The sequence below is a fragment of the Solwaraspora sp. WMMA2065 genome, assembly GCF_030345075.1.
GTDB lineage: Bacteria > Actinomycetota > Actinomycetes > Mycobacteriales > Micromonosporaceae > Micromonospora_E.
Genome location: NZ_CP128361.1, coordinates 5,647,205 through 5,670,755 on the forward strand (window position 1 = coordinate 5,647,205; position 23,551 = coordinate 5,670,755).

Annotated in this window: 17 protein-coding genes and 1 pseudogene; 11 read left to right on the plus strand and 7 right to left on the minus strand. The window is 72.2% G+C overall.

The features are described 5' to 3' along the window. Positions 1–23: 23 nt before the first annotated feature. The 3 genes from O7610_RS25650 (at position 24) to O7610_RS25660 (ending at position 2,637) form a co-directional block, all read left to right on the plus strand. Positions 24–1,052 carry an ABC transporter ATP-binding protein gene (locus O7610_RS25650; protein ID WP_281552947.1) on the plus strand — a complete coding sequence of 343 codons (1,029 nt, stop codon included), beginning with the start codon at positions 24–26 and terminating at the stop codon, positions 1,050–1,052. Then, positions 1,049–2,059 (plus strand): ABC transporter permease, encoded by a 1,011-nt coding sequence (locus tag O7610_RS25655; RefSeq protein ID WP_281552948.1) that lies wholly within the window; start codon positions 1,049–1,051, stop codon positions 2,057–2,059. Before O7610_RS25650 ends, O7610_RS25655 begins: the two co-directional genes overlap by 4 nt. A gap of 95 nt (positions 2,060–2,154) precedes the next feature. Continuing rightward, the gene (locus O7610_RS25660; RefSeq protein WP_281552949.1) at positions 2,155–2,637 is read left to right on the plus strand and encodes a DUF3263 domain-containing protein; all 483 of its coding nucleotides are present in this window, start codon (positions 2,155–2,157) and stop codon (positions 2,635–2,637) included. A 59-nt stretch (positions 2,638–2,696) separates the two neighbouring features. Here the strand turns inward: O7610_RS25660 and O7610_RS25665 are convergent, their stop codons facing one another. Then, positions 2,697–2,909 carry a hypothetical protein gene (locus O7610_RS25665; protein WP_281552950.1) on the minus strand — a complete coding sequence of 71 codons (213 nt, stop codon included), beginning with the start codon at positions 2,907–2,909 and terminating at the stop codon, positions 2,697–2,699. A 152-nt stretch (positions 2,910–3,061) separates the two neighbouring features. Between O7610_RS25665 and O7610_RS25670 the strand changes: the two genes are divergently transcribed. Together O7610_RS25670 and O7610_RS25675 are read left to right on the plus strand one after the other, a co-directional pair. Then, the gene (locus O7610_RS25670) at positions 3,062–3,937 is read left to right on the plus strand and encodes a protein phosphatase 2C domain-containing protein (protein WP_281555818.1); all 876 of its coding nucleotides are present in this window, start codon (positions 3,062–3,064) and stop codon (positions 3,935–3,937) included. A 203-nt stretch (positions 3,938–4,140) separates the two neighbouring features. After that, positions 4,141–4,662 carry a GNAT family N-acetyltransferase gene (locus O7610_RS25675; protein ID WP_281555819.1) on the plus strand — a complete coding sequence of 174 codons (522 nt, stop codon included), beginning with the start codon at positions 4,141–4,143 and terminating at the stop codon, positions 4,660–4,662. Positions 4,663–4,732: 70 nt separating this feature from the next. Here O7610_RS25675 and O7610_RS25680 read toward each other — a convergent pair whose 3' ends face one another. Continuing rightward, positions 4,733–6,973 (minus strand): AAA family ATPase, encoded by a 2,241-nt coding sequence (locus O7610_RS25680; protein ID WP_289212077.1) that lies wholly within the window; start codon positions 6,971–6,973, stop codon positions 4,733–4,735. Positions 6,974–7,048: 75 nt separating this feature from the next. On the opposite strand from O7610_RS25680, the gene O7610_RS25685 reads away from it, so the two are divergent. The 3 genes from O7610_RS25685 (at position 7,049) to O7610_RS25695 (ending at position 11,616) form a co-directional block, all read left to right on the plus strand. Next, entirely contained in the window at positions 7,049–9,916 is a 2,868-nt protein-coding gene (locus tag O7610_RS25685) for an alpha/beta fold hydrolase (protein WP_289212078.1), read from the plus strand. Beyond that, the gene (locus O7610_RS25690; protein WP_282232446.1) at positions 9,916–10,818 is read left to right on the plus strand and encodes an ABC transporter permease; all 903 of its coding nucleotides are present in this window, start codon (positions 9,916–9,918) and stop codon (positions 10,816–10,818) included. Before O7610_RS25685 ends, O7610_RS25690 begins: the two co-directional genes overlap by 1 nt. A gap of 75 nt (positions 10,819–10,893) precedes the next feature. Further along, the gene (locus O7610_RS25695) at positions 10,894–11,616 is read left to right on the plus strand and encodes a hypothetical protein (RefSeq protein ID WP_281552954.1); all 723 of its coding nucleotides are present in this window, start codon (positions 10,894–10,896) and stop codon (positions 11,614–11,616) included. Between the two features lie 4 nt (positions 11,617–11,620). Here O7610_RS25695 and O7610_RS25700 read toward each other — a convergent pair whose 3' ends face one another. From O7610_RS25700 to O7610_RS25710, 3 genes are all read right to left on the minus strand, one after another. After that, the gene (locus O7610_RS25700; protein ID WP_281552955.1) at positions 11,621–13,441 is read right to left on the minus strand and encodes a dynamin family protein; all 1,821 of its coding nucleotides are present in this window, start codon (positions 13,439–13,441) and stop codon (positions 11,621–11,623) included. A gap of 175 nt (positions 13,442–13,616) precedes the next feature. Further along, positions 13,617–15,248 carry a hypothetical protein gene (locus O7610_RS25705; RefSeq protein ID WP_281552956.1) on the minus strand — a complete coding sequence of 544 codons (1,632 nt, stop codon included), beginning with the start codon at positions 15,246–15,248 and terminating at the stop codon, positions 13,617–13,619. A gap of 163 nt (positions 15,249–15,411) precedes the next feature. After that, the gene (locus O7610_RS25710; protein WP_289212079.1) at positions 15,412–17,772 is read right to left on the minus strand and encodes a helix-turn-helix domain-containing protein; all 2,361 of its coding nucleotides are present in this window, start codon (positions 17,770–17,772) and stop codon (positions 15,412–15,414) included. Positions 17,773–18,168: 396 nt separating this feature from the next. On the opposite strand from O7610_RS25710, the gene O7610_RS25715 reads away from it, so the two are divergent. Both O7610_RS25715 and O7610_RS25720 read left to right on the plus strand, forming a co-directional pair. After that, a complete protein-coding gene (locus tag O7610_RS25715) occupies positions 18,169–19,638 on the plus strand; it encodes a dynamin family protein (RefSeq protein WP_281552958.1) in 1,470 nt (489 codons plus the stop codon). A 166-nt stretch (positions 19,639–19,804) separates the two neighbouring features. Beyond that, positions 19,805–21,802: an Hsp70 family protein gene (locus tag O7610_RS25720; protein ID WP_281552959.1), complete on the plus strand. Its 1,998-nt coding sequence runs from the start codon at positions 19,805–19,807 to the stop codon at positions 21,800–21,802. 122 nt (positions 21,803–21,924) lie between these two features. Here O7610_RS25720 and O7610_RS25725 read toward each other — a convergent pair. Then, a pseudogene (locus O7610_RS25725) lies at positions 21,925–22,670 on the minus strand (DUF817 family protein). A 46-nt stretch (positions 22,671–22,716) separates the two neighbouring features. Further along, complete coding sequence (locus O7610_RS25730) at positions 22,717–22,857, minus strand: hypothetical protein (protein WP_281552962.1); 141 nt, start codon at positions 22,855–22,857, stop codon at positions 22,717–22,719. Between the two features lie 368 nt (positions 22,858–23,225). On the opposite strand from O7610_RS25730, the gene O7610_RS25735 reads away from it, so the two are divergent. After that, the gene (locus O7610_RS25735; RefSeq protein ID WP_278171781.1) at positions 23,226–23,486 is read left to right on the plus strand and encodes a hypothetical protein; all 261 of its coding nucleotides are present in this window, start codon (positions 23,226–23,228) and stop codon (positions 23,484–23,486) included. Positions 23,487–23,551: the final 65 nt, after the last annotated feature.

Genomic DNA, 23,551 nt, shown 5'->3' on the forward strand with positions numbered 1-23,551 from the left:
CGGGCGCGCGGCGGAGGTGGCGGATGACGGCCGTACTGGAGATCTCCGGGCTGCGTAAGACCTACCGCAGCCGTCGACGTGGGATCCGGCATGCCGTCGACGGCTTCGACATGCGGGTCGAGGCCGGCCAGGTGCACGGCTTCCTGGGCCCGAACGGATCCGGCAAGACCACCACACTGCGTACCCTGCTCGGCCTGGTCGCGCCGAGCGGCGGCCGGATGGCGATCCTCGGCCAGCCGGTCCCGCAGCAGCTGCCGGCGGTGATCGGCCGGGTCGGCGCCATCGTGGAGAGTCCACAGTTTTTCCCGCACTTCACCGCCCGGGACACGCTGTCGCTGCTCGCTCAGGCCGGCGGCTTGGCGCCGCACCGGGTGCCGGCGGTGCTGGACCTCGTCGGCCTCGCCGACCGGGCCGGCGAGCGGGTCCGCACCTACTCGCTCGGCATGCGTCAACGGCTGGCCGTCGCGTCGGCGCTGCTCAAGGAACCGGCACTGCTGATCCTCGACGAGCCGGCCAACGGCCTGGACCCGGCCGGGATCCGGGAGATGCGCACCCTGATGCGTGACCTGGTCGCCGCCGGCACCACCGTGGTGCTGTCCAGCCACATTCTCGGCGAGATCCAGGTGATCTGCGACTCGGTGACGATCATCTCGCGGGGCCGCCGGGTCACCGCCGGACCGGTCGCCGAGGTGCTGGCCGCGCACTCCGCCGGCGGTCTGCGGGTACGCCTGGAGGCTGCCGCCGACCTGCCGGCCGCCGAGACGGCCCTGAGCGCCGTTGACGGCTCACCGGTCACTGTCACCCGGCACGCCGATCACCTGCTGGTGCACGGGGTCGACCAGCCGGCCCGAGTCACCCGTACTCTCGCCGCCGCCGGCCTGTACGTCAGCGAGCTGACCCCGGTCACCGCCGACCTGGAAAGTGTCTTCCTTCAGCTGACCTCCGAGGCCGACCGCACCGAGGCCGACCGCACCGAGGCCGACCGCACCGAGGCCGACCGCACCGAGGCCGACCTGACGGCCGACGCCGACCAGACGGGAGCCGGGCGATGAATCTGTACCGGGCCGAGCTGCGCCGCCTCGGCAAACGGCGCTTCGTCCGCTACCTGGTGGCCGCCGCGCTGCTGCTGCTGGTCGCGATCGCCGTCGGGACGTTCCTCGGCAACCAGAAGATCGGCCCGGCGGCGTACGCCGAAGCCGAGCGCACCGCCGCGGCCGAGTACCGGGCCGGGGTCGAATGGGCCGAGCAGTGGCGAGCCGAATGCGAGCGCAGCCAGAGCAGCGGCGCCGCCGATACGAACCGGTTTCCACCGAACTGCGCCGATATCGTGGCACCGACCCGGGACATGTACCCGGCCGAGCCGTACCTGCCGGCGACGTTCATCTACCACAGCGATTTTCCAGCCACCCTGTACGTCTTCGCGACCCTGTCCACCCTGGTCTTCTTCGCAGCCGGGGCGTCGTTCATCGGTGCCGAGTGGACCTCCGGCGCGATGATGAACCTGCTGCTGTGGCGGCCACGCCGGCTCCGTGTCCTGTTCACCAAGCTGGCCGCGCTGCTGACCGGCGTACTGGCGGTGACCGTGCCCGCCGTGCTGATGTGGACGGCGGCGCACTGGGCGACCGCCGTGTGGCGCGGTTCGACCGCCGAGATGACCGCCGGTGCCTGGCGGTCCGTCGCGTTGACTGAGCTACGGGTGGTGGTGCTGGTCGTCGCGGCGGCCACGGTCGGCTTCGGGCTGGCCGCGATCGGCCGGCACACCGCGTTGGCGCTCGGCGGCGTCCTCGCCGTACTGGTGCTGGGCCAGTCCGCGTTGAGTTTCCTCGCCGACGTGACCGACGCCACCTTCACCGAGGCGTGGGTGCTGCCGGTGTACTGGATCGCCTGGATGGACTCGTCGATCGAGCTGACCAGCTGGCAGGCGTGCGACGGGCAGCCCGGCTGCGTACCGCCGACCACGGAGCTGACCTGGCTGCACACCGGCGTGCTGATGGCGGCGGTGGTGCTGTTGGTGTTGGTTGTCGCGGCGTGGACGGTGCGCCGGCGCGACGTCAGCTGAGTCGGCTGGGCCAGCTGACGGCGTCGTCGCCGACACACCGCAACGGCGCAAACCGGCGGATGCGTACCCGTGGGGTCGGCGATTACCCTGGTGAGGTGCCGGCTGCTGACGAACCCCGGACCGGACCCGGCGCCGGGCCGGTCCCCCGGACGACGGCCGGCGTTCCCCGGCAACGCAGCGAGCCGGGCGGTTCCCGGGGCTCCGACGACGCCGGCACCGAGCCGCTCGACGACGCCGGCACCGAGCCGCTCGACGACGCCGGCCGCAACGCCGATGGGTCCGACGCCGGCACCGGACCGGGCGGTGCGGGCACCGTCAGCGGTACGCCTGCAGCCGGGCCGGCCGCGACCGGGCTGACCGAGCGTGAGCAGCGGGTTCTCGATTTCGAACGGCAGTGGTGGAAACACGCCGGTGCCAAGGAACAGTCGATCCGGGACACCTTTGGTCTCTCCGCCACCCGCTACTACCAGCTGCTCAACCAGTTACTGGACAACCCGGTCGCGCTGGCCGTCGAACCGGTGCTGGTGGCCCGGCTCCGCCGGCTGCGGGCGGCCAGGTCGCGGGCCCGGCGCGGCTGAGCCGGTCCGCCGGTGGCGGACCGGTCGGGATCGGCCGTCGGCCCGTCTGCGCGGGCCAGTCACTTCTCGTACATCTTGAGCCCGTTGCCGAGCGCGATGAACGTCGGTGCCCATTCGCCGACGAAGATGCCCCACCGGTCGGCCCGGTCGACGCCCGCCGCCTCGAACCGCTTGGAGAGTATCCAGCTGGTCAGCGAGATCCCGATGCTGACGATGCCGGCAACGTACATGTGTTCGGCCCGCAGGCCCTTTTCGTGCAGTTGACGCAACATCTGTGGTCCCCCCTGAGTCCCGGGCGCCGCTGTCACGTGCGCCGCGCGGCTCGCGATCCTCGACACCCACCTACCGGTCAAGCTACCGTCGGTGACGGACCGGATTCTGAGAGTTGGTGAGAGATGCTCAGGGTGATTCCCGGCCGACTCCGATGCCGGCGGTGACGAGCCGGTCGTCGGCCCCGCCGGCCGACCTGCCGACGATGCGGGTGGACGCCTGCTCGGTCGCCGCGCCCGGACAATCGGACAACGAGGACCATATCCTGCAGTACGGAGACCTGGTCGGAGTGCTGGACGGTGCCACCGCTCCCGCCGGCTTCGACACCGGCTGCAGCCACGGGCCGGCCTGGTACGTACGCCGGCTCGCCGCCCGGCTCGGGTTGGCCAGCGCCGCTACGCCGGCCGCCCCGCTGGCCGGGCTGCTCGCCGAGGCCATCCGGGCGGTCCGCGACGACCACGCGGCCAGCTGCGACGTGGACCACCCGGGAACCCCGTCGGCCACCGTGTGCCTGCTGCGCCGCTCCGGTGGACACCTGGACTACCTGGTGCTGTGCGACAGTCCACTGGTGTTCGAGGCGGCCGGGCAGGTCGGCGTGGTGTCCGACAACCGGTTGGCCGACACCATGGACAGACTGCGCGGACAGCACGATCCGCCGGCCACCGACGACCCACGGCACCGCTACCACCGGGCCGTACGGTGGCAGCGGCAGTGGATGAACCAGCCGGACGGCTACTGGGTGGCCGCCGCCGACCCGGCCGCGGCCGACCGGGCGCTCTGCGGCACCCTGCCACTGACCGGACCGGGCCGGATCACCCGGGCGGCGCTGCTCAGCGACGGGGCGACCCGGGCCGTCGAACGGTTCGGGCGGTACAGCTGGCCGCAGCTCATGGACCTGCTCGCCGAGGCCGGGCCAGCCGAGTTGATCCGCCAGGTACGGACGGCCGAGACCGCCGAGCCGGATCGGTCGATTGGTCACAAGCGGCACGACGACGCCACGGCGATATTTTGTTTGTTCGATACCGGGTGATCCGGCCCGTCGATGCGTACTGACCTGGGACAACAGCTGACGGGCGGGATCCGGGTCGCCGGCCCGCGGGTGACCGGTGTCACCGAGGCGGTTTGGGAAGCGCCGGTACTGAGCAACTATCCCGCTCAGGGGCCGGTAGCTGGGTAGACGGGAGGTGCGGAATGAGTAAGGCGGAGTCGGCACCGGCCTGGGAGACTACCGCCGTGCGGCACGACGTGCGGTTGACCCCGATGAGCGACGACCTGTTGGAGCCGTTGCTCTCTGCCGCCGTGGCCGAGGCCGAGCCGGGTGAGGTGATGCCGCCGGTGCCCGGCCCGGCCGGTTGGACCGCCGCCCGCCGGGACGCCTTCCGCACGTTCTACCGGTCCCACTTCGGCGGCGGGCAGTTCGGGCCCGCCGGCACCATCGTCTACGCGGTCACCGTCGGCGGGGACGTGGTCGGCGGCATCCGGCTCAGCCGGCTCGACACCCCTTCCGTCGTGGAGACCGGCATCTGGCTCGGCCGGTCCGCCCGTGGGCGGGGGGTCGGCTCCGCCGCGCTACGCGCGGTGCTGGACGAAGCGGTCCGGCTCGGTGCCCACCTGGTCATCGCCCGGACCACACCGGCCAACCGGTCGGCGATCAACCTGCTGCGGCGGTGCGGCGCGATCATCGGGGTCGAGCAGGGCCAGGTGCACGCCCGGTTCTGGCTGGACGAGGCGTTCACCACCGACCTGGCCGGCTGATCCGGGCGCGCTGATCCGGGTATGCCGGCGCGTCTGGCGCGCAACGGCACTTCAGGGGCGCGACGCGCCCCTACCGGGCGGACTGCTGTTCGGCGTACGCGGCCAGCCAGGCCACCTGCGCCGGGTCCAGCGACGGCCGGATCCGGTTCCGGGCCGCCGCGACGTGCGCGGCGGTCACCGATGACGCCTCCAACGACTCCCGCATCGCGGCCAGGGCCGACTCGCGGACCAGTGCGGCGCAGTCCGCCGCCGAGAACCCGTCCAACGACGCGGCGAGCTCGGTCAGGTCCACATCGTCGGCGAGCGGCACCGACTTCGCCGCCGCCTTGAGGATCTCGGTGCGCGCGGCACCGTCCGGCGGCGGTACGTACACCAACCGCTCCAGCCGGCCCGGCCGCAGCAGGGCCGGGTCGACCAGGTCCGGCCGATTCGTCGCACCGATCACCACGACGTTGCGCAGCGCCTCGACCCCGTCCAGTTCGGTGAGCAGCGCGGCGACCACCCGGTCGGTGGTGCCGCCGTCGGACGCCTGCCCGCGCACCGGGGCCAGGGCGTCCACCTCGTCCAGGAACACCAGGGTCGGCGCTGCCTCGCGGGCCCGGCGGAACAGTTCGCGGACCGCCCGTTCGCTCTCCCCGACCCACTTCGACAGCAGCTCGGCGCCCTTGACCGACAGCACGTTCGCCTTGCCGGTGCCGGCCAACGCGGTCACCAGGAACGTCTTGCCGCAGCCCGGCGGACCGTAGAGCAGCACCCCGCGTGGCGGCTGCACGCCCAACCGGGCGAAGGTGTCCGGGTAGGTCAACGGCCAGAGCACCGACTCGGTCAGCATCTGCTTGACCTCGGCCATGTCGCCGACGTCGTCCAGCGTCACCCGCGCCAGCTCCAGCGTGGACGTCGCCATCGAGGTGGGGCGGACCACCTCCAGCGCGGCCTCGAAGTCGGCGGCGGCCACCATCGGCGTCTCCGCCGACTTCTGCCGCAGCGCCGCCCGTACCCCGGCTTCGCGGGCCAGCGCAGCCAGGTCGGCGGCGACGAACCCGGGGGTACGCGCGGCGACGTCGTCGAGCCGGACGTCGTCCTCCAGCGGCATGCCCCGGGTCAGCACGGCCAACTGTTCCCGACGCATCGCGGCGTCCGGCAGCGGCACCGCGACCTGCACGGCGAGCAGGTCCGGGCCGCGCAGCCCGGGGTCCAGCGCCTCCGGGTGGCTGGTGGTGCAGACCACCGCCGCGCCGGCGGCCACCGTCTCGGCCAGCACCTGCCGGAACACGGTCGACAACGGACCCGGCTCGTCGCGGGGCGCGATCGCGTCCACGTCGGTGATCAGCAGCACTGCGGCGTCGCCACGGCGTACCGACTCGGCGGCCCGCCGCAGCCGCTGCGCCGCCGCGTCGTTGGTCGACGCGGCGAGCTCCGGCGCCCAGAGCGTCTCCACCCGGGCGTCCAGGTCGGCGGCGACCGCACGGACCAGCGCCGACTTGCCGGACCCGGCCGGTCCGCTGAGCAGTACGCCGAGCGAGACCGTGGTGCCCAGCCGGTCCAGCACCTCCCGATGGTGGAAGCCGAGGTCGAGCAGCTCGGTCAACTCGTGTGCCTGGGCCCGCAGGCCGGGCAGGTCGTCCAGGTTGGGTGCCGGCTCGTCGACGAAGTCCGGTGCCGGTGCCGGCGACACCGGCCCGGCCGGGCGGACCTCCTCCCCGGACGACCCGTGGGTGGCCGGCCCGTGCCGCCAGGCCACCACGGTGTCCATCGTGACCAGCACCGGGTCCCCGGTCCCGGCCGGGCCGGCCGGCTCGGCGTCGGCGACCGTCAGCAGGGTGCTGGTCCAGGCGTACCCGACGACGTTGGCCAGACTGCGCCGGGCCGCCTCCATCAGGCCACGGTGCGCCGAGTCGGAGAAGACGTCCTGCGGCAGCAGCGACACGTCATCACCGGCGGTGACCACCTTGCCGAGCAGGGCCAGCCGCAGCATCTCCGGGCTGACCACCGCGACGATCTCGACCGGTCCCTCCAGGGTCAGCCGGCGGGCGGCGACCTCGGGCGCCGGGGCCACGGTCACCTGACCGCCGTCGCGGACACCGAGGTTGCCCAGGGTCAGGTCGTCGGCGTACAGCAGAGCGCGGCTGGCGCCGGCCTCGGCGCGGGCCGCGACCCCGGCGGTGCTGCGTCGCCCGGTCAGCCGCACCGGCGTGCCGGCGGTGACGCCGAGCGCGGCCAGCACCTCCGGGTGCAGTCGGACGATGCCCCTGCGGGCGTCCAACGCGGCGGGCCGCAGGCTCGCGGACAAGGTCAGTTCGGGGTCGGCCACCCGCCGAGCCTATCCACCGCCGCGGCTGAGAGGGTTCACAGCTGGCCGGCGGGCGGTGGCCGTACCGTGTGGCACATGCCGACTCCCTTGTCCACGCGGCTGCGTCGGGTCCTGCCCGGGTCGAACCAGCGGCGGCTGAGCGGCGGGCTGCTCGCGCTCGTCCTGGTCGCCGGCGTGGTCACCTGGGCGGTCTGGCCCGAGTCGGTGCCGTACGCGGTGACCGAGCAGCGGCTCACGGTCCGCTCCGGCCCGGACGGTGACCAGCCGGTCGATCTGGACACCACGTTCTATTTGCCGGAGACGGCCTCGGCGGCCGATCCGGTGCCTGCGGTGCTGCTCGCCCACGGCTTCGGCGGTTCCAAGCAGTCGGTGGCCGCCGACGCCGAGGAACTGGCCACCCTCGGGTACGCGGTGCTGGCGTACTCGGCGCGCGGGTTCGGGGCCAGCGGCGGACAGATTCACCTGAACAGCCCCGACCATGAGGTGCGCGACGCCGCCCGGCTGCTCGACTGGCTGGCGCAGCGCCCCGAGGTACGCACCGACGCCGACGGCGACCCGCAGGTCGGGGTGGTGGGCGGCTCGTACGGCGGCGCGTTGGCGCTGCTGCTGGCCGCTGCCGACGACCGGGTCGACGCGATCGTGCCGATGATCACCTGGAACGACCTGGCCGGTGCGTTCCTGCCGGAGTCGACCGGCGGTGACCCGGTCGACGGGGTGTTCAAGAAGGGCTGGGCCGGACTGTTCTTCGGCAGCGCCGGGGCTCCCGTCGGCGGGCCGGGGATGCCGGCCGACCCGGCTGGCCCGGGGGCACCGACCGGCGTCGGCGGGCCGGGGATGCCGGCGGATCTGGGTGGGCTTGATCCGCAGTGCGGGAGGTTCGCCGCTGACGTGTGCGCCGCGTACCTGCGGATCGCCACCACCGGCCGGGGGGACCCGGCGGCGGTGGCACTGCTGCAGCGGTCCAGCCCGGCCCGGGTGCTGGACCGGATCACCGCGCCGACGCTGCTGATCCAGGGCACGGCGGACACGCTGTTCCCGCTGGCCCAGGCCGACGCGAACGCCCGGGGCATCGCCGCGAACGGCACCCCGGTGCGGGTCGCCTGGTTCACGGGCGGTCATGACGGCGGCAGCGGTCCGCTGACCGACCAGGACCGGGTCAAGTTCCTCACCGCGCAGTGGCTGGACCACCACGTCGCCGGGGACGGCGAGGCTCCGGGCGGCAGCTTCACCTGGTCGCGGATCGCCGGCTTCGACGCGATGGACCGGGGACTGGTCGCCACCGGCTACCGGGTCACCGACTACCCCGGCACCGCCGGCACGGCAACGACGACGGTGACCGTCGGCGGTCCGCCGCAGCCGATCGTCAACCCGCCGGCCGGTAACCCGGCGGCGGTCTCCTCGCTGCCGATGGCCGGCGGGCTGGCCGGTGCGCTCGGTGGCGTCGCCGGCGGCTTGGTCAGTGAGCTGCCCGGCCAGCACGGACACTTCGACTCGGCGCCGTTGGCCGACCCGGCCGACGTGGTCGGCGCGCCGACGGTGACGGTCCGGGCCGCGTCGCCGACCGGCGAGGCGGTGCTGTTCGTCAAGCTGTACGACGTCGACCCGGACGGCGCGATGAGCCTGCCCGGTGGGCTGGTCGCGCCGGTCCGGCTGACCGGCCTGCCGGCGGACATCGCGCAGGCGCAACCGGTCGAGGTGACCCTGCCGGCGATCGTGCACCGGTTCGAGGCCGGCAACCGGCTGCGGATCGTGGTCGCCACCTCGGACCAGGGGTACGCCACCCCGGTCGAGCCGACCGTCTACACGGTCGCCCTCGGCGACGGCACCGCGGCCGGGGGCACCGACGGCGCGCCGGTCGTCCTGCCGCAGGTGGCCGGTGAGCCGATCGCGACCTCGGCAGCGCTGTGGCGCTGGGTGCTCGCCGGGCTGGTCGCCGCGATCGTCGTCGGACTGGTCGTGGTCCTCGCCGTGGTGCGGCTGCGGCAGCGGCGCACCGACCACACCGTCGACGCCGCGCACGCGCAGACCCCGCTGGTGGTGCGGGATCTGCGCAAGGAGTACGCCGACGGGTTCGTCGCGGTCGAGCGGGTCGACTTCACCGTCGAACGCGGCCAGGTCGTCGGCCTGCTCGGGCCGAACGGTGCCGGCAAGACCACCACCCTGCGGGTGCTGATGGGGCTGACCCAGCCGACCCGTGGTGAGATCCTGGTCTTCGGCCACCGGCTGGTGCCCGGCGCGCCGGTGCTGTCCCGGATCGGGTCCCTCGTCGAGGGGCCCGGGTTCCTGCCGCACCTGTCCGGCATCGACAACCTGCGGGCGTACTGGCGGGCCACCGGACGCCCGGCGGCCGATGCGCACTTCGACGAGGCCCTGGCGATCGCCGGGCTGGGAGATTCGGTCCACCGCAGGATCCGCAACTACAGCCATGGGATGCGTCAGCGGCTGGCCATCGCCCAGGCCATGCTCGGGCTGCCGGAGCTGCTGGTGCTCGACGAACCGACCGACGGGCTGGACCCACCGCAGATCGCCGAGATGCGCCGGGTGCTCAGGCGGTACGCCACCGGCGGGCGGGCGGTGCTGGTCTCCAGCCATCTGCTGGCCGAGGTCGAGCAGACCTGTACCCACGCGGTGGTGGTCAACAAGGGCCGGATCGTGGCCGCCGGGCCGGTGGACGACATCGTCGGGGATTCGCCGAGCGTGCAGTTCGACGTCTCGGACGTGACCGCCGCCGAAGCGGTGCTGAAGCGGCTGGCCGGGGTGCGTACCGTCGCCGCCGACAACGGCGGGCTGATCGTCGACGTCGATGGCACGTCGCGCAGCGAGGTGGTCGCGGAGCTGGTCCGGGCCGGGGTGGCGGTGGACCGGGTGGTGCCCCGCCGCCGGCTGGAGGACGCCTTCCTGGCCCTGGTCGGCGAGAACTCACGGGGAAGCGGGGACCGCTGATGGCTACCGTCGAATCACCGGGCGTGCGACAGCCGGACCGGCCGGCGGACCTGTCCGGCGCCGCCGCCGGCTACCGGGCCCGCGCCACCTTGCCGTTCTGGGCCGAGGTACGCCGTCAGGCGGCCCGCCGTCGCACCCAGCTGACCCTGGGCTTCATGGTGCTGCTGCCGTTGATCGTGCTGATCGCCTTCGAGTTCGACGACGGTGACGACGACAACGGCGGCGGCGAGTTCGCCAGCCTGGTCGAGCTGGCCACCACCGGCGGGTTGAACTTCGCCCTGTTCACCATCTTCGTGTCGTCGACGTTCCTGCTGGTGGTGGCGGTGGCGTTGTTCTGTGGCGACACGGTGGCCAGCGAGGCGAGCTGGGGGAGCCTGCGCTATCTGCTGGCCGTGCCGGTGCCCCGGGGCCGGCTGCTGGCGGTGAAGCTGGTCGCCGCGTTGGCGTACTCCGGGTTGTCGATCCTGGTCCTTGCCGCGACCGCGCTGCTGGTCGGCACCCTGCGGTACGGCTGGTCGCCGCTGCGTTCGACGGTGGCTGCCGAGATCCCGGCCGGGGAGGGCACGCTGCGGCTGCTCGGCATCCTCGGCTACCTGGCGGTGGTGCTGCTGATCGTGGCGTCGCTGGCGTTCCTGCTGTCGGTGTCGACCGACGCGGCGCTCGGCGCGGTCGGCGGCGCGGTGCTGCTGTGGATCCTGTCCAGCATCCTGGACCAGATCACCGCGCTGGGCGTGCTGCGGGACTTCCTGCCGACCCATTTCAGCACCGCCTGGCTGGGGCTGCTGTCGACCCCGATGCAGACCGACGACGTGGTACGCGGCTGCGTGTCGGCGTTGGCGTACGCCACGGTCTTCCTGTCGTTGGCGTTCTGGCGGTTCACCCGCAAGGACGTCACGTCCTGACCGTGGCAGGGTTAGGGGGCGGGGCGGGGATGTCCCCCTTGCCGGTCCGGGTGGTGCTCTTCTTACAGTGGTTACATGGCACCGGCGCGATCCCTGCATGAGATCTTCGCTGGGCTGCCCGGCGACGCCGCAGCCCACAGCGACGTCGCTGCCGTGCTCGATGCCAACGGCTACGCGGACCTTTCCCCGGAGTTGCTGGCACAGGCAGTGGTCAGCTTCGCGGACACCGCCCCGGCTGAGGTGGCCGAACATCTGGCCCCGTTCGTCACGGCGCACAGCCAGGTCAGCGGCGACGGCACCGTACCGGACGATCTGGCCTCGCCGCTCGACCTGCTCGCCACGGCTCCCGCCCCGGCGTTCGACGCTCCGACGCCGGATGATCCGGCGTTCGACCGGCTGGATCTGGACGGTCCGGGGTTCGACGCCGTGCCGCCGGACGGTCCGGGGTTCGACGACCCCGCCGGTTTCGACACCCCCGGGTTCGACACCCCAGCCAGGTTCGACACCCCAGCCGGGTTCGACGACCCGGGTTTCGCGGCCGGCCCCGAGATCGACGCGGCGTTCGGTCGCGGCGACGGCCCGACCGTTGACGATCGTGAGTCGGCAACGGTCGACCCGTCCCCGGCCGGCCCGACCGGGGACGACGCCGAACCGGCCAGCCACGACAGCCAACCGGACGCGGCGGATCTCCTGGACGGTCCGCTACCGTCGGGTGACCCGTGGGCGATGCCGCCAATCTCCGAGGGCACCGCCGGGGTGGACGGTGCCGCGGAGATCGACGACCTCGGGGCCGGCTGACCGGTCAGGCGCCGACGATCGCGGTGGCGTGTTCGCGCAGCTGACGCAGCCGGTCCAGCTCAGCGTTTAGATCGCGGAGCCGGCTCTCCCGCTCGGCCTTGGTGCGCTGGGCCGCTTCCGACGCTGCGGACAGCGCCTTGGCGTTCGATCGGGACAGCTCCTCGGCCAGCGCGCTGTAGTGGTCGCGGAGCTGGCGCTGAATCCGGCGCAGGGTGTCCCGGGAGTCCTTGGTCATCACGAAACTGACCTCGTCGCAGTACCGCCGGACGGCGTTCTTCGCCTGGTTCTGCCGGTTGACGCGTTGCCGCTTCTTCTCCTCGCGCAGGCCCTTGCGGCCCATCACCAGCCCGATTCCGATGCCGATCGGGCCGAGCGCGATCCCGGTCAACGAGCCGAGCATGACGAACATGAGCGCGCCGCCGTAGGCGCTCTTGAGCGCCACCATCGCCTGCTTGCCCAGCTTCATCTTGGCCAGCTCGATCTTGTGGTCCACCTGTGCGGTGCCGACCAACGGGACCGGGTCGGGGATCGCGACGTGGTGTAGCACCTCGCCGGCGGCCTCCTGGAAGTGCAGGGCCACGTCGTCGCTGAGGCTCATCGCCCGGTCACGCAGCATCATGTAGTTGGCCAGCAGTTCGTTGGACACCCTGGCCTGCAACCAGCGTTCGGTCTCGTCCCAGGCGTCAGCGGGGTCGATCTCCTCGATCGCGGCGTCGGCCTCTTCGAGGATGCGCCGGAGCCGGCCGCGCAGGTCGTAGTCGACGTCGGCGTTGAGGTCGGAGATCCCGTCGCTCAGCGTCTGTTGCCACTTCGCCGCAGCCGCCTTGAGTGACTCGACCCGCTGCTTCACCGCGTTGAGCTCGGCCACCACCGTGGCGGCGGCCTCCGGGTCGGCGAGCGCGGCGTGCTCGGCCTTGAACTGGTTCTCCATCTGCTCGCAGATGCCGACGACCGACGCGGCGGCCTGTGTGGCGACCCGGGTCGCCGCTCCGCCGGCGACCCGCTGCGTCACGAACTTGACCAGATCCGGGAACCCGGACTCGGCGTTGAGTTCCTTGTCGTTGCCGGCGACTGCCCGCAGCCGCAGCGCGGACGACACCGGGATGATCGGCATTTCGACTTCGCGGCGCAGGTGGCCCTCGTCCAGGTCCCGGATCTTCCGCCAGTGTGGATAGAAGTCCGTCTTGGTGATCACGCACACCACCGTCGGGCACACCTCGTGGGCCTGCCGCAGAAAGTCCAGCTCGCTGCGGGTCAACTCCTGGGCGGCGTCGGTGACGAACAGCAGCGCGTCGGCCATTGAGGCGGCGGACAGGCTGGCTGCAGCGTGGACCGAGCCCAGACCGCCGACTCCCGGGGTGTCGACCATGACGAGGCCGTTCGACAGGATGTTGCGCGGCAGCCGGACCTCCACCCCGGCGATCCCGGGTGGGGTGGCGTCGCCGGTGGCCCGTTCCAGCACCACATCCTGCACCTGGTCGATGGGCAGCGGCTCCCGCCGCGCGGGGTCGTCGCTGAACAGCAGCTGCGCCGACGGCTGCGGTCCGTGCCGGATGTAGGTCGGCAGGACGGTGGCCACGTCGTCGTCGACCGGGCAGATCTTCGTCCCGACCAGCGCGTTGACCAGTGAGCTCTTGCCCTGTTTGAACTCGCCGACGACCACGACGTGCACCACCGGGTCGGACAGGGTGTGCCGGATGGTGGCCAGCCGACCACCGAGGTCGGGGCGGTCGTACGCCTCGCAGGCGCGTACCGCGAGATCGACGATCTGTGTCGCCCGTTGCAGCGTGCCGTCAGCGTCAGGGGGTGTCGTTTTCGCGGTCAACGTCGCTCCTCGATCGAGGTTGGTGTCGGCAGGCGGTGATCAGCAGGCGGTGGTCAGCGGGGAAACGTGCGAGCGCCAACATGGCGTGGCAGGCCCCGGCCGGACCTGCCACGCCATGTTGGCGCTCACCGGGCCGGACGCCGTGCGACGTCCGGTCCGCTCTGTGGTTGTCCGGTCACGCCCCGAGGGTCGGGTCCGCAGTGGTGTCCGCCTCGGCGGTGCTGTTGTTGTTGAACGAGTCGTCGGTGGTGAACGAGTCCTCCGTGTTGAAGGAGTCCTCCTGGTTGAACGAGTCGTCGGTGTTCACCGAGTTGTCGGTCGACTGGTCGTTGAACGAGTCGTTGGTGGACTGGTCGTTGAACGAGTCCTGGGTGCTGGCCGAGTCGCCCCCGGAGGCCAGCGACGAGTCCTCGATCCTCGAGTCGGTGGTGTTCTGCTGGCTGCCGCCCCCGAAGTTGATGTTGATCGGCCCCAGCGCGCCGCCGTCGCCGCCGCTGGCGTTGCCGCCGGTGCCGGCGCCACCGGCACCGCTGCCACCGGTCGCGGTGCCGCCGGCCCCGCCGGCCCCGCCGTCGCCGCCCTCGCCGTCACCCTCGCCCTTGCCTTCGCCCTTGCCGCGCAGCCCGACACCGACGCCGGCACCGACGCCGGCACCCGTCCCGCCGTCGCCGCCGTTGCCCCCGTCGGCGTCGGCGTCGCCACCGACGCCGCCGGCCCCACCGGTGCCGCTGGCGTCGCCGCCGGCCGCCCCGCTGGTGTCGATGTCGAACTGGGCAGCCTGGTTGTTGTCGCCGACCACGGCCTTGTCGACGTCGTCAGCGACGATCCCGGTGTTGTCGCCCAGCACCGTCCGGTCGACGTCTCCATCGGCGATCACGCCGGAGTTGGTGCCGGTGTTGACCACGCCGTCGATGTCGTCGCCTGCGGTGACGGCGTTGTCGCCGGTGTTGCCGACCACATCGCCGGACTCGGAGTTGCCGAGGAACGCGCCGTCACCGGTCGCACCGAGCACGTCGCCGCCGCCGGTGCCGACCACCGCGCCATCGTCGGCGATCACCTTGTCGCCGTCGACGAACTCCAGCGACGAGTTGTCGCCGGTGACGCCGAACGCGTCGTCGCCGGCCGCCACCGACCCGCCGGTCGCGGCGACCTGGTCGCCGTCGCCCTGCTGCGCCACCGCCCCGTCGCCGGTGGCCGCGTTGACGTCCCCGTCACCGGTGTTGGCGACGTTGCCGTCCCCGGTCTGGTTGAGGTTCTCGGAGTCGACGTCGATGTCGCCCAGCACCGGACCGTCCACGTCGACGTCCACCGAGTTGTCAATCTCGGTGGAGTTGTCGGTGAAGGTCTGCGAGTTGTCGATGAAGTTCTGGTTGGTGAAGTTCTGCGTCACCTGGGTCACCTGCTGCACGACCTCCGGGGTCGGTACGTTGGCGGCGGCGCCGGCACCGAAGCCCCCTCCGGCGCCGCCGCCCCCTCCAGCGAAGCCGCCGCCCCCTCCGGCGCCTCCACCGGCCCCCCCGCCAGCGAAGCCCCCGCCGCTGCCGCCGCCACCGGGCCCGCCGCCGGCGAAGCCGCCGCCCCCTCCGGCGCCCCCACCGGACGGGCTTGCGCTGCTGCCGAACGCCGCGTCGTTGACGATCTGGTCGACGTCGAGCTCGTTGAGCGTCTCCGCCTCGATCCCGTTGGCGGCGAACGCGCCCTCCGGGTCGGCCAGGAACTTGGCGGTCTCCTCTTCGCTGCTGAACACCTTGTCGAACAGCGCCTTGACCTTCTCGACGATCAACGGGGTGACTTCTACCGCGGCCATGATGTCTCCTGCATTCGTGGTTCGTAGGGGTTTTGGTCCGTCCCGATCGGCCGGACATGTACAAGACTGCGGGTCAACGCCCGCCCCTCGCATCGGGGCTTCCCCCCTGCCAGGTTCGGGGGTCTAGGGGGTGCCACCAAGCTCAGGTCAGCTAACCGACAAGTCAGGACTCCTCGGGGAGCAGACTTCGCAGCGTAGCGACCATCTCGGCCCGGGTGGTAACCCCCAACTTGCCGCGGATCCGGGCCACATGGTGCTCGACCGTCTTGGGGGACAGGAAGAGTTGCGTCCCGATCTCACGGTGGGTCCGGCCGGCCAGCACGAGCCGGGCCACCTCGACCTCCCGGTCCGACAGGCCACCGTGCGAGGCCCCCGGCCGCGACTCGTCCGGCACCGGGTCCATCCGGGTCAGTTCCCGGGCCCGTTCCAGGAGCCGGCGGGCGGCCGACGCGTCGGTGGTACGGACCGCTGCCTGACCGATCAGTCTGGACGACTCCCAGGGCAGTTCGGCGGCGGCCAGTTCGGCGGCGTCCGTCAACACCGCGTCCGGGTCGACCTCGCCGGCGAGTACGGCGGCCCACCGGCCGGCGGCCCGGCACTGCGCCTGTTGCCGGAATCCGCCCGGGTCGAGCGAACCCAGCTCGTCGGCTGCTGCCGCAGCCGCCGCCGGCTCCTCACCCACGACCGCGATCTGCAACCGGATCCAGCTCAGCGACACCGTCCACGCCGTCGGTCGACCCAGCTGGTCGACGATGCCGGCCAGGTCGGCCAGGACCGGTGCGATCCGCTGGTGGTGGCGCAGCCGGGCAGCGGCGACCAGCAGTTCCTCGACCACTTCCAGCTGGGACAGGTCCACGGCCCGCCGGGCCAGCACCGGCTCGGCGACGGACCAGGCCGCCCGCAGTTGGGCGATGTCCCCGCTGCGGCGGGCGATCCCGGCGGTGAGGCCGGCGTAGGTCAGCCGTTCTCGGCCGGGCAGCATGGCACCGGACAGCCGGCGTAGTTCGGCGACGGCCGAGTCGTATCTGCCGGTGCGCATTCGGACCCAGGCCAGCAACGTCCGGTGCCGGTCCAGCGCGACGGGACCGCCGGCCCCGCTGGTCGACGCCCGCTCCAGCAGATGCTCGGCGGTCGCGGAGTCACCGGCTGCCACCGCGACCAGCGCTCCGACCGCGTGTGGCAGGTCCGGTACGGCAACCGGGGGCGGTGCCTTTTCGAAACTCTCGGCGGCCTCGATCAGCAACGGCAGCGCCGCCGCCGGATCCGTCATCGCCAGCGCGGCGTCGGCGAGTCGCCGCACCGGCAGCGGAGCCGATCCGGTCGCCGCCGTCCGCGCGGCGGCCAGCTGACCGGTGACCACCAGGGCCGGTACCGCGAGGACCGGGCCAGGGGCGTCGGCGCCCAGCAACGCCTCCGCCGCTCGAGCGGCGCGGCCGTCGTACGCCGCCGCCGCCCCGGCGACCAGCGCGATCCGGCCGGTGTCGGCCGGTGCCGCAGCTGGCCCGTCCAGGTCGACCGGCACCCCCAGCAGGGTGGCCGCCTCGGCCCGCCCGGCGGCCACGGTGGATGGCTCGGCGCCGGCGTCCAGCGCGTCGTCGTACCAGGTCAGCGCGCTGCCCGGGTCGGTAAACCGCAACCGGTCGCCGGCCTGCCGGTAGACGTCGGCGGCGGTCGGGGTCCGGGCCCGCGCGGCGCGTAGCTGTCCGGCGGCGCGGACTGGGTCGGCACCGGTGGCCAGCAGCGCCGTGGCCACGGTCTCGTGCAGCCGACGGCGCTCCGACGGGGGCAGGTCGAACAGCAACGCCCGGGCGACCGCCGGGATCATCCGTTCTCCGTCGGGGGTGAGCAGTCCCTCGTCGCGCAGCGACCGCATCGTGGCGGCCGCCTCGGCCGGGTCCAGGCCGGTCGCGGCGCAGACCACGTCGTCGGCCAGGTCCAGACCGAGAGCCAGGACTGCGGCCAGTCCGGCGACACCGCGTCGGGCGGCGTCATGTCCGGTGGCGTCACGTCCGGCGGCGGCGAATCGACGTTGTAGCCGGGCGACCAGGGCGGGCGGCGTACCGGCCGGGTCGGCGGCGACCGCGACGGCGACAGCGGCCAGCCCGGCGGAGGCAACCTGGAGCGCGTGCAGCTGTTCCGCTGTGGCCGGTCGGCCGAGAACCTCCTCTGCCAGCTCGGCCAGGGCGGCCGGTGCGAGTGGGCCGAGCTGCTCGACCGGGCCCTGCCGGGAGACCGCCTCGTCCAGGTCGGCGAGTTCCGGGCCGGTGATCGTGGGACGCCGGGCGATCGCCATCGACACCCCGCCGTAAGCAGCCACGGTCAGTGACCGTAAGATCGCTGGCTCCAGGTGGTGTGCGTCGTCGACCAGGACCAGGGCGCCGTCAGCTCGGGCCTGATCGAGAAGAACCTGCAGGTCGTCGGTTGTCGCGGGCGACACGCGTACGGCCGGTCGGCCGGCGGCTGCGGCGATCTCGCCTAGCCGCCGCGATCGCCCGGAACCGTCCACACCCACCACGACAGTCACCGGTGCAGCCCCTCCTTGCCCGTGTCAGTGAGGCAGTGTACGGACGGCTCCGCAGGCCGACGCATGGCCTGACCCCGTACGCGTGTACCGTGTACTCTCGGCCCGACCTGGGCGCTGAGTGTGCCGTACCCCGAACGTGCGTTCCGCCGGCCGCCGAACGTGCGCGTGGTCAGCTGTGCTGTGTCTCCCGGCTGGGCTGTTCAGCCGGTCAGCAACTCGTTGATCGACAGGGTCGCCCGGGTGAATCTGCGGGTCGGTCCGGTACCGGTGACCGACTCCGACGAGTGAGACAACAGGACACATCCCCGGCGGACTAGAAAGTAGCGGTGTGAGAAATGTGCAGTCCGAGTTGGTCTGTAGTCATATCCCCAGGCCACGGTCACCGGCGGTGACCGGATGAGTCTGATCGACCGGACCCGCAGCGTGCTCGGCCACGCCGTCGAGGTCTACCGGGGCACCGCATACGAGCGGCGGCTCAGCGCCGTCCGCGACCGGCTCGACGAGCCGCTGCGAGTGGCCATCGCCGGTCGGGTCAAAGCGGGCAAGTCCACCTTGCTCAACGCGCTGGTCGGTGACCGGCTGGCCCCGACCGACGCCGGGGAGTGCACCCGGATAGTCACCTGGTACCAGGACGGACATACCTACCGGGTGCTGGCGACGCCCACCCAGGGCGAGCCACGACAGCTCCGGTTCACCCGCGAGGACGGCGCGATCGATGTCGACCTGGGCGACCTGTCCGTCGACGACGTCGCGCAGCTGGACATCACCTGGCCTTCGCAGGCCCTGCGTAACGTGACGCTCATCGATACCCCCGGTATCGGTTCGCTCTCCGAGCAGACTTCCCGGCGCGCCTGGGACCTGCTCGTCCCGGACGAGGAGGAGACCCCGGCAGACGCCGTCGTCTACCTGATGCGCCACCTGCACTCCAACGACGTCGACTTCCTGCGGGCCTTCCACGACGTGGAGGTGTCCCGGCCCAACCCGGTCAACGCCATCGGCATCCTGTCCCGGGCCGACGAGATCGGCGTCGGCCGCCTCGACGCGATGGCGTCCGCCCGGCGGATCGCCGAACGGCTGAGCACCGACGCGAACGTGCGACGGCTGGTGCAGTCGGTCGTCCCGGTTGCCGGTCTGCTCGCCGAGACCGCCGCGACGTTGACCGAAGTGGAGGTCGCGCAACTACGCCGGGTCGCCGAACTGCCGGTGGCCCAGGCCGAACAGCTGCTGCTCTCCGCCGACCGGTTCGTGCAGAACATGCCCGAACTCGGGCTGACCACGATCGAACGGGAAGCACTGCTGGCCCGGCTCGGCATGTTCGGCCTGCGGCTGTCCGTCGCGATGCTGCGACACAACGGCGCGGCGACCGCCACCGAACTTTCCCAGGAGTTGACCGAGCGCAGCGGGCTCACCCAGCTGCGCGAGGTCCTCGGCTCACTGTTCTTCGAGCGTCGGGACGTGCTCAAGTCCCGGTCGGCGCTGCTGGCGCTCGCCGACGTCACCCGGCTCTGTGACCGACCCGGCAGTGAGCAGGTAGCCGGCGCGGTCGAGGAGATCATCGCCTCGGCGCACCCGTTCAACGAGCTGCGCGTGCTGTCCAGCCTGCGGGCCGGCTGGATCACCGGCAAGCCCGCGGTCGTCGCCGAGCTCGAGCAGGTGATCGGCGGCTCCGGCGCGGCGGCGCAGCAACGGCTGCGGCTGCCGGCCGACGCGACCACCGCCGAGGTGACCGAGGGCGCGGTCGAAGCGCTGGGCCGTTGGCAGCGGCGCGCCGAAAGCCCGATGACCCCGTACGAACTGGCGGTGGCCGCCCGGGTGGCGGTCCGGTCCTGCGAGGGCATCATCGCCGACCAGCGGCGATCCCGGTGACCGGGTGCCTGGCCGGGGTCAGCCGGCCCAGCGGTGCCGCCGGACGTTCGCCACGTACCACTACCGTTTTCAACAGTGATCCGACCTTGTGGTGTGCGGCACACCACCGGTCGGCTACCCAGACCCGGCCATACCTGTCTCCACAAACTCCATCGGAGCAACCCTGATGTACGCACTCGGCATTGACCTCGGCACAACGTTCACGGCGGCAGCGATCTGGCGGGAAGGCCGGGTGGAGACCGTCTCACTCGGCGGCCGGAGCTCCGCGATCCCATCCGTGGTGCTGCTGCGGCAGGACGAAACGTTCCTCACCGGCGAGGCGGCGCACCGTCGTGGGCTCTCCGAGCCGCAGCGGGTGGCCCGCGAGTTCAAGCGGCGGCTCGGCGACACCACCCCGATCCTGCTCGGCGGCGTACCGCAGTCGGCCGAAGCGTTGATGTCCCGGTTGCTACGGTCGGTGGTGGAGGAGGTGGCCCGCCGAGAGGGTAGCTTCCCTGCGGCGATCTGCGTCTCGCACCCGGCCAACTGGGGGCCGTACAAGCTCGACCTGCTGCGCCAAGCGGTGCGGATGGCCAACCTCGATGTGCCGGTGACCTACACCACCGAGCCCGCCGCCGCAGCGATCAACTATGCCGAGCAGCAGCGGATCGAGCCGGGCTCCATCGTCGCCGTCTACGACCTGGGTGGTGGCACCTTCGACGCGGCGATGCTGCGCAAGACCCCCACCGGCTTCGAGATCATGGGCCAGCCGGAGGGCATCGAACGCCTCGGCGGCATCGACTTCGACGCAGCGGTGTTCAACCATGTCCGGGCAACGCTCGGCGGGAAACTCGAAGAGCTCGACGAGGAGGATCCGGCGGCGATCGCCGCCGTCGCCCGGCTGCGCGACGAGTGCATCCAGGCCAAGGAGGCGCTGTCGTCGGACACCGACACCTCGATCCCGGTGCTGCTGCCCAACATCTCCACCGAGATCCGGCTCACCCGAGCCGAGCTCGAGGCGATGGTCCGCCCGGTACTGCACGGCTCGATCGAGGCGCTGCACCGGGCCGTACGGTCCGCCGGCTGCTCGCCGGAACAGGTGCACTCGGTGCTGCTGGTCGGTGGCTCGTCGCGGATGCCGATCGTCTCCCAGCTGGTCGGCTCCGAGCTGGGCCGGCCGGTGGCGGTCGACGCGCACCCCAAGTACTCGGTCTCGCTCGGCGCCGCCTGGCTGGCCGCCGCGGAGCTGACCGGCCAGACGATGCCGGCCGGGCCCGCCCCGACCCCGACCCCGGCTCCGCCGGCTGCGGCGGCCGCGGCGACCGGCACCTACCGGGTGCCGCCGACCGCGCCGGTCCCGCCGACCGCGCCGACCGCGCCGGTCTCCGCGGCGGGCTACCGCACGTCGTCGCCGCCGGCTGGCGTCACTGGCGTCGCCTCCGTCGGACGCGGCAGCCCGGACGCCGGCAGCGGCTATCCGTCCCGTACCGAGACGTTCGCTTCGGCGAACTCCATCGGCACTGAAGACTCCCCGGGGCGGCGCGGTGGGGAGAAACCGTCGGCGAAGCGTGGCCGGGGGCCGCTGATCGTGGCCGCCGCCGTGTTGGTGGTGCTGTTCACCGGCGGCGGGGTCACCTACGCGCTGACCAGCGGACAGGGCGACGACGGCCAGCCGGTGGCCAACGGCGTGGACGATCCTGGTCAGGACACCGGAGCGGAACAGCCGCAGGACCAGCAGCCGGAGCAGACCGGTGAGCCGGAGCCGGAAACGCCGCAGATCCCGGCCGACGAGCAGTGCACCGACGAGATCAAGAGCAACTGGACCTGGGTCTGTCTCACCTCGGCGCGGGTCGCCGGCGGCAAACTGACCGTGGAGTACGAGGCCGAGTTCGGCGGGAACCAGCCGTCCACCAACGGCGGATGGCACCTGCACATCTACGGCAGCGACGGCACCACCCCGCCGGACCACGTGATGGGCAGCCACGTCCCCGACGGCCAGCGGGGATCCTGGTACGTCGAGGACCAGAACCCGTCGGTGGTCTGGACGAACGACCGGGCGTTCATCAACGCGATCGGCGAACAGCCGAAGGTGTGTGCCCGGATCGCGAACTCGGCCCACGAACTGGCGCAGCACGACAACGGCAGCTACACCACCGGCAACTGCGTCAAGATTCGCTGGGAGTGACCCGGTAGTCGACCCGGACCGCGCGAGTGTTCCTGTGTGGAGATGCTGTCGGGCACGGGAACACTCGCCGGGTGGCTGTTGGATGCCGGCGGGTCTGCCGGTGACCTGCGACCGGGTGCCGGTCAGTCCGACCGGGTCGTGACGCTTGGCCGAGGGCGGTCGCCGTACAGCCGCCCCTCGGTCGCCTTCACCGACGCGACCAGGACGAACGACAGCGTCACCAGCAGCGCCCAGGAGCCGAACTTGCCAGCGTGCACGAACGTCCAGACGTGCTGCTGGTCCGGGTAGGTCCAGGCGCCGAGGAACGTGGCGATGTTCTCGGCGACCCACAGGAAGAAGCCGATCAGCACGAACGCCAGAGCCAGTGGCATCCGTAGCCGGGCGTCGCCGACGGTGTAGTGCACCCAGGTCCGGCGGAGCGCGATCAGCAGCAGCACCGCGATCACCCAGCGGGCGTCGGGCAGGACGTGGTGGGTGAAGAAGTTGACGTAGACCGCGACGGCGAGCCCGGTCACCGCCATCGCCGGGTAGCGGGTCACCCGTAGGTCGAAGCGGCGCCACGCCTGACAGATATAGGAGCCGACCGCCGCGTACATGAAACCGGAGTAGAGCGGCACCCCGGCGACCTGGGTCAGCGCATCCTCCGGGTACGACCCAGCCGATGCGCCACAACCCCGATCGTCAGCGCGACCATACAGATCAGCAGCGCGTCGTAGCGGGGGACCGGCAGCGGGACCACCGATGTCAGCGCCAGACAGGTGAAGACCGCGACCGCGAAGCCGCACGACTTCGCCTCGGTCCAGCCGAACCGCAGCAACAGGACGGCGCGTCGGCGCAGGTCCGCGCGGGCCCAGACGGCCGCCGTCATGGCGGTCGCCCCGGAGCCGGGCCGGCTGGGCCGGCTCCGGTGCTCGTCAGCGGCGGCCGACCCGGGACAGTCCCGGGCCGGTGTCGTGGTCGTCGATCTCGACCGAGCCCAGCTGCATGAACCGCCGCAGCGCGTGTTCGACAGTCGCCCCGGTGTACCCGCTGGCGACGTCGCGCCTGCGCAGCACCGGCCCGACTGGACGGACCGGCCCGACCGGGCGTCGGTGATCCGACTCGATCAGCGCGGATACCTGACTGTGACCCTGTCCCACAGCGACTCCATACCTTCGAGTGTGACCTTTGAGCGTGGTCTGCCCCACACGGCCGGGCCTACCCTACCGTTGCCGTCGGTGATCATCGAATGGTGTACCGACGGGTCGGATGGGTGGCCGGGACCAGCGCCCACCGGCTGTTACTACGCCTTCACCGTTGCTACATCTTGACTTGCTGCGACCACTCTCCGTGATTGTGTCGTCTGATCGGTGGACTTCGACAGTGGCTCAGCTCCGGTAGCGTCGTACCGGTCCGGTGGTCGTCCGATGGGGAGGGTTCAGGCGTGAGCTCGGTTGAAGAGGTCAAGGCGGGAGTCGCCCGGTTCGGTGACGAGCTCGGCCAGCAGGTGGGGGCGATCCGGGCGAGTGCGGAGGCGCTGAGCACCAGCGGAGCCGCGCTGCGGGCGATCACCAGCGGGTCCAGCCACTCGCAGGTGGCCGAGACGATCGCCAAGGTCGAGCAGGCCAAGCAGAAGCTGGCCGAAGCGGCCGCCCTCGCGCAGAGCGCGATCGAGTCGAGCCGCGGGTACGCGTCGAGCTTCTGACCAGCGGTCGACCGGCTGTCCCGGTTGGTGGTGTGTCCCGGTTGGTGGTGTGTCTAGGGTTGCAG

Excerpts from the sequence above, each read along its gene's own strand:
- O7610_RS25650 (WP_281552947.1), top strand. The coding sequence starts at position 24 with ATGACGGCCGTACTGGAGATCTCCGGGCTGCGTAAGACCTACCGCAGC.
- O7610_RS25655 (WP_281552948.1), top strand. The coding sequence starts at position 1,049 with ATGAATCTGTACCGGGCCGAGCTGCGCCGCCTCGGCAAACGGCGCTTC.
- O7610_RS25665 (WP_281552950.1), bottom strand. The coding sequence starts at position 2,909 with ATGTTGCGTCAACTGCACGAAAAGGGCCTGCGGGCCGAACACATGTAC.
- O7610_RS25670 (WP_281555818.1), top strand. The coding sequence starts at position 3,062 with ATGCCGGCGGTGACGAGCCGGTCGTCGGCCCCGCCGGCCGACCTGCCG.
- O7610_RS25685 (WP_289212078.1), top strand. The coding sequence starts at position 7,049 with ATGCCGACTCCCTTGTCCACGCGGCTGCGTCGGGTCCTGCCCGGGTCG.
- O7610_RS25690 (WP_282232446.1), top strand. The coding sequence starts at position 9,916 with ATGGCTACCGTCGAATCACCGGGCGTGCGACAGCCGGACCGGCCGGCG.
- O7610_RS25695 (WP_281552954.1), top strand. The coding sequence starts at position 10,894 with ATGGCACCGGCGCGATCCCTGCATGAGATCTTCGCTGGGCTGCCCGGC.
- O7610_RS25705 (WP_281552956.1), bottom strand. The coding sequence starts at position 15,248 with ATGGCCGCGGTAGAAGTCACCCCGTTGATCGTCGAGAAGGTCAAGGCG.
- O7610_RS25715 (WP_281552958.1), top strand. The coding sequence starts at position 18,169 with ATGAGTCTGATCGACCGGACCCGCAGCGTGCTCGGCCACGCCGTCGAG.
- O7610_RS25720 (WP_281552959.1), top strand. The coding sequence starts at position 19,805 with ATGTACGCACTCGGCATTGACCTCGGCACAACGTTCACGGCGGCAGCG.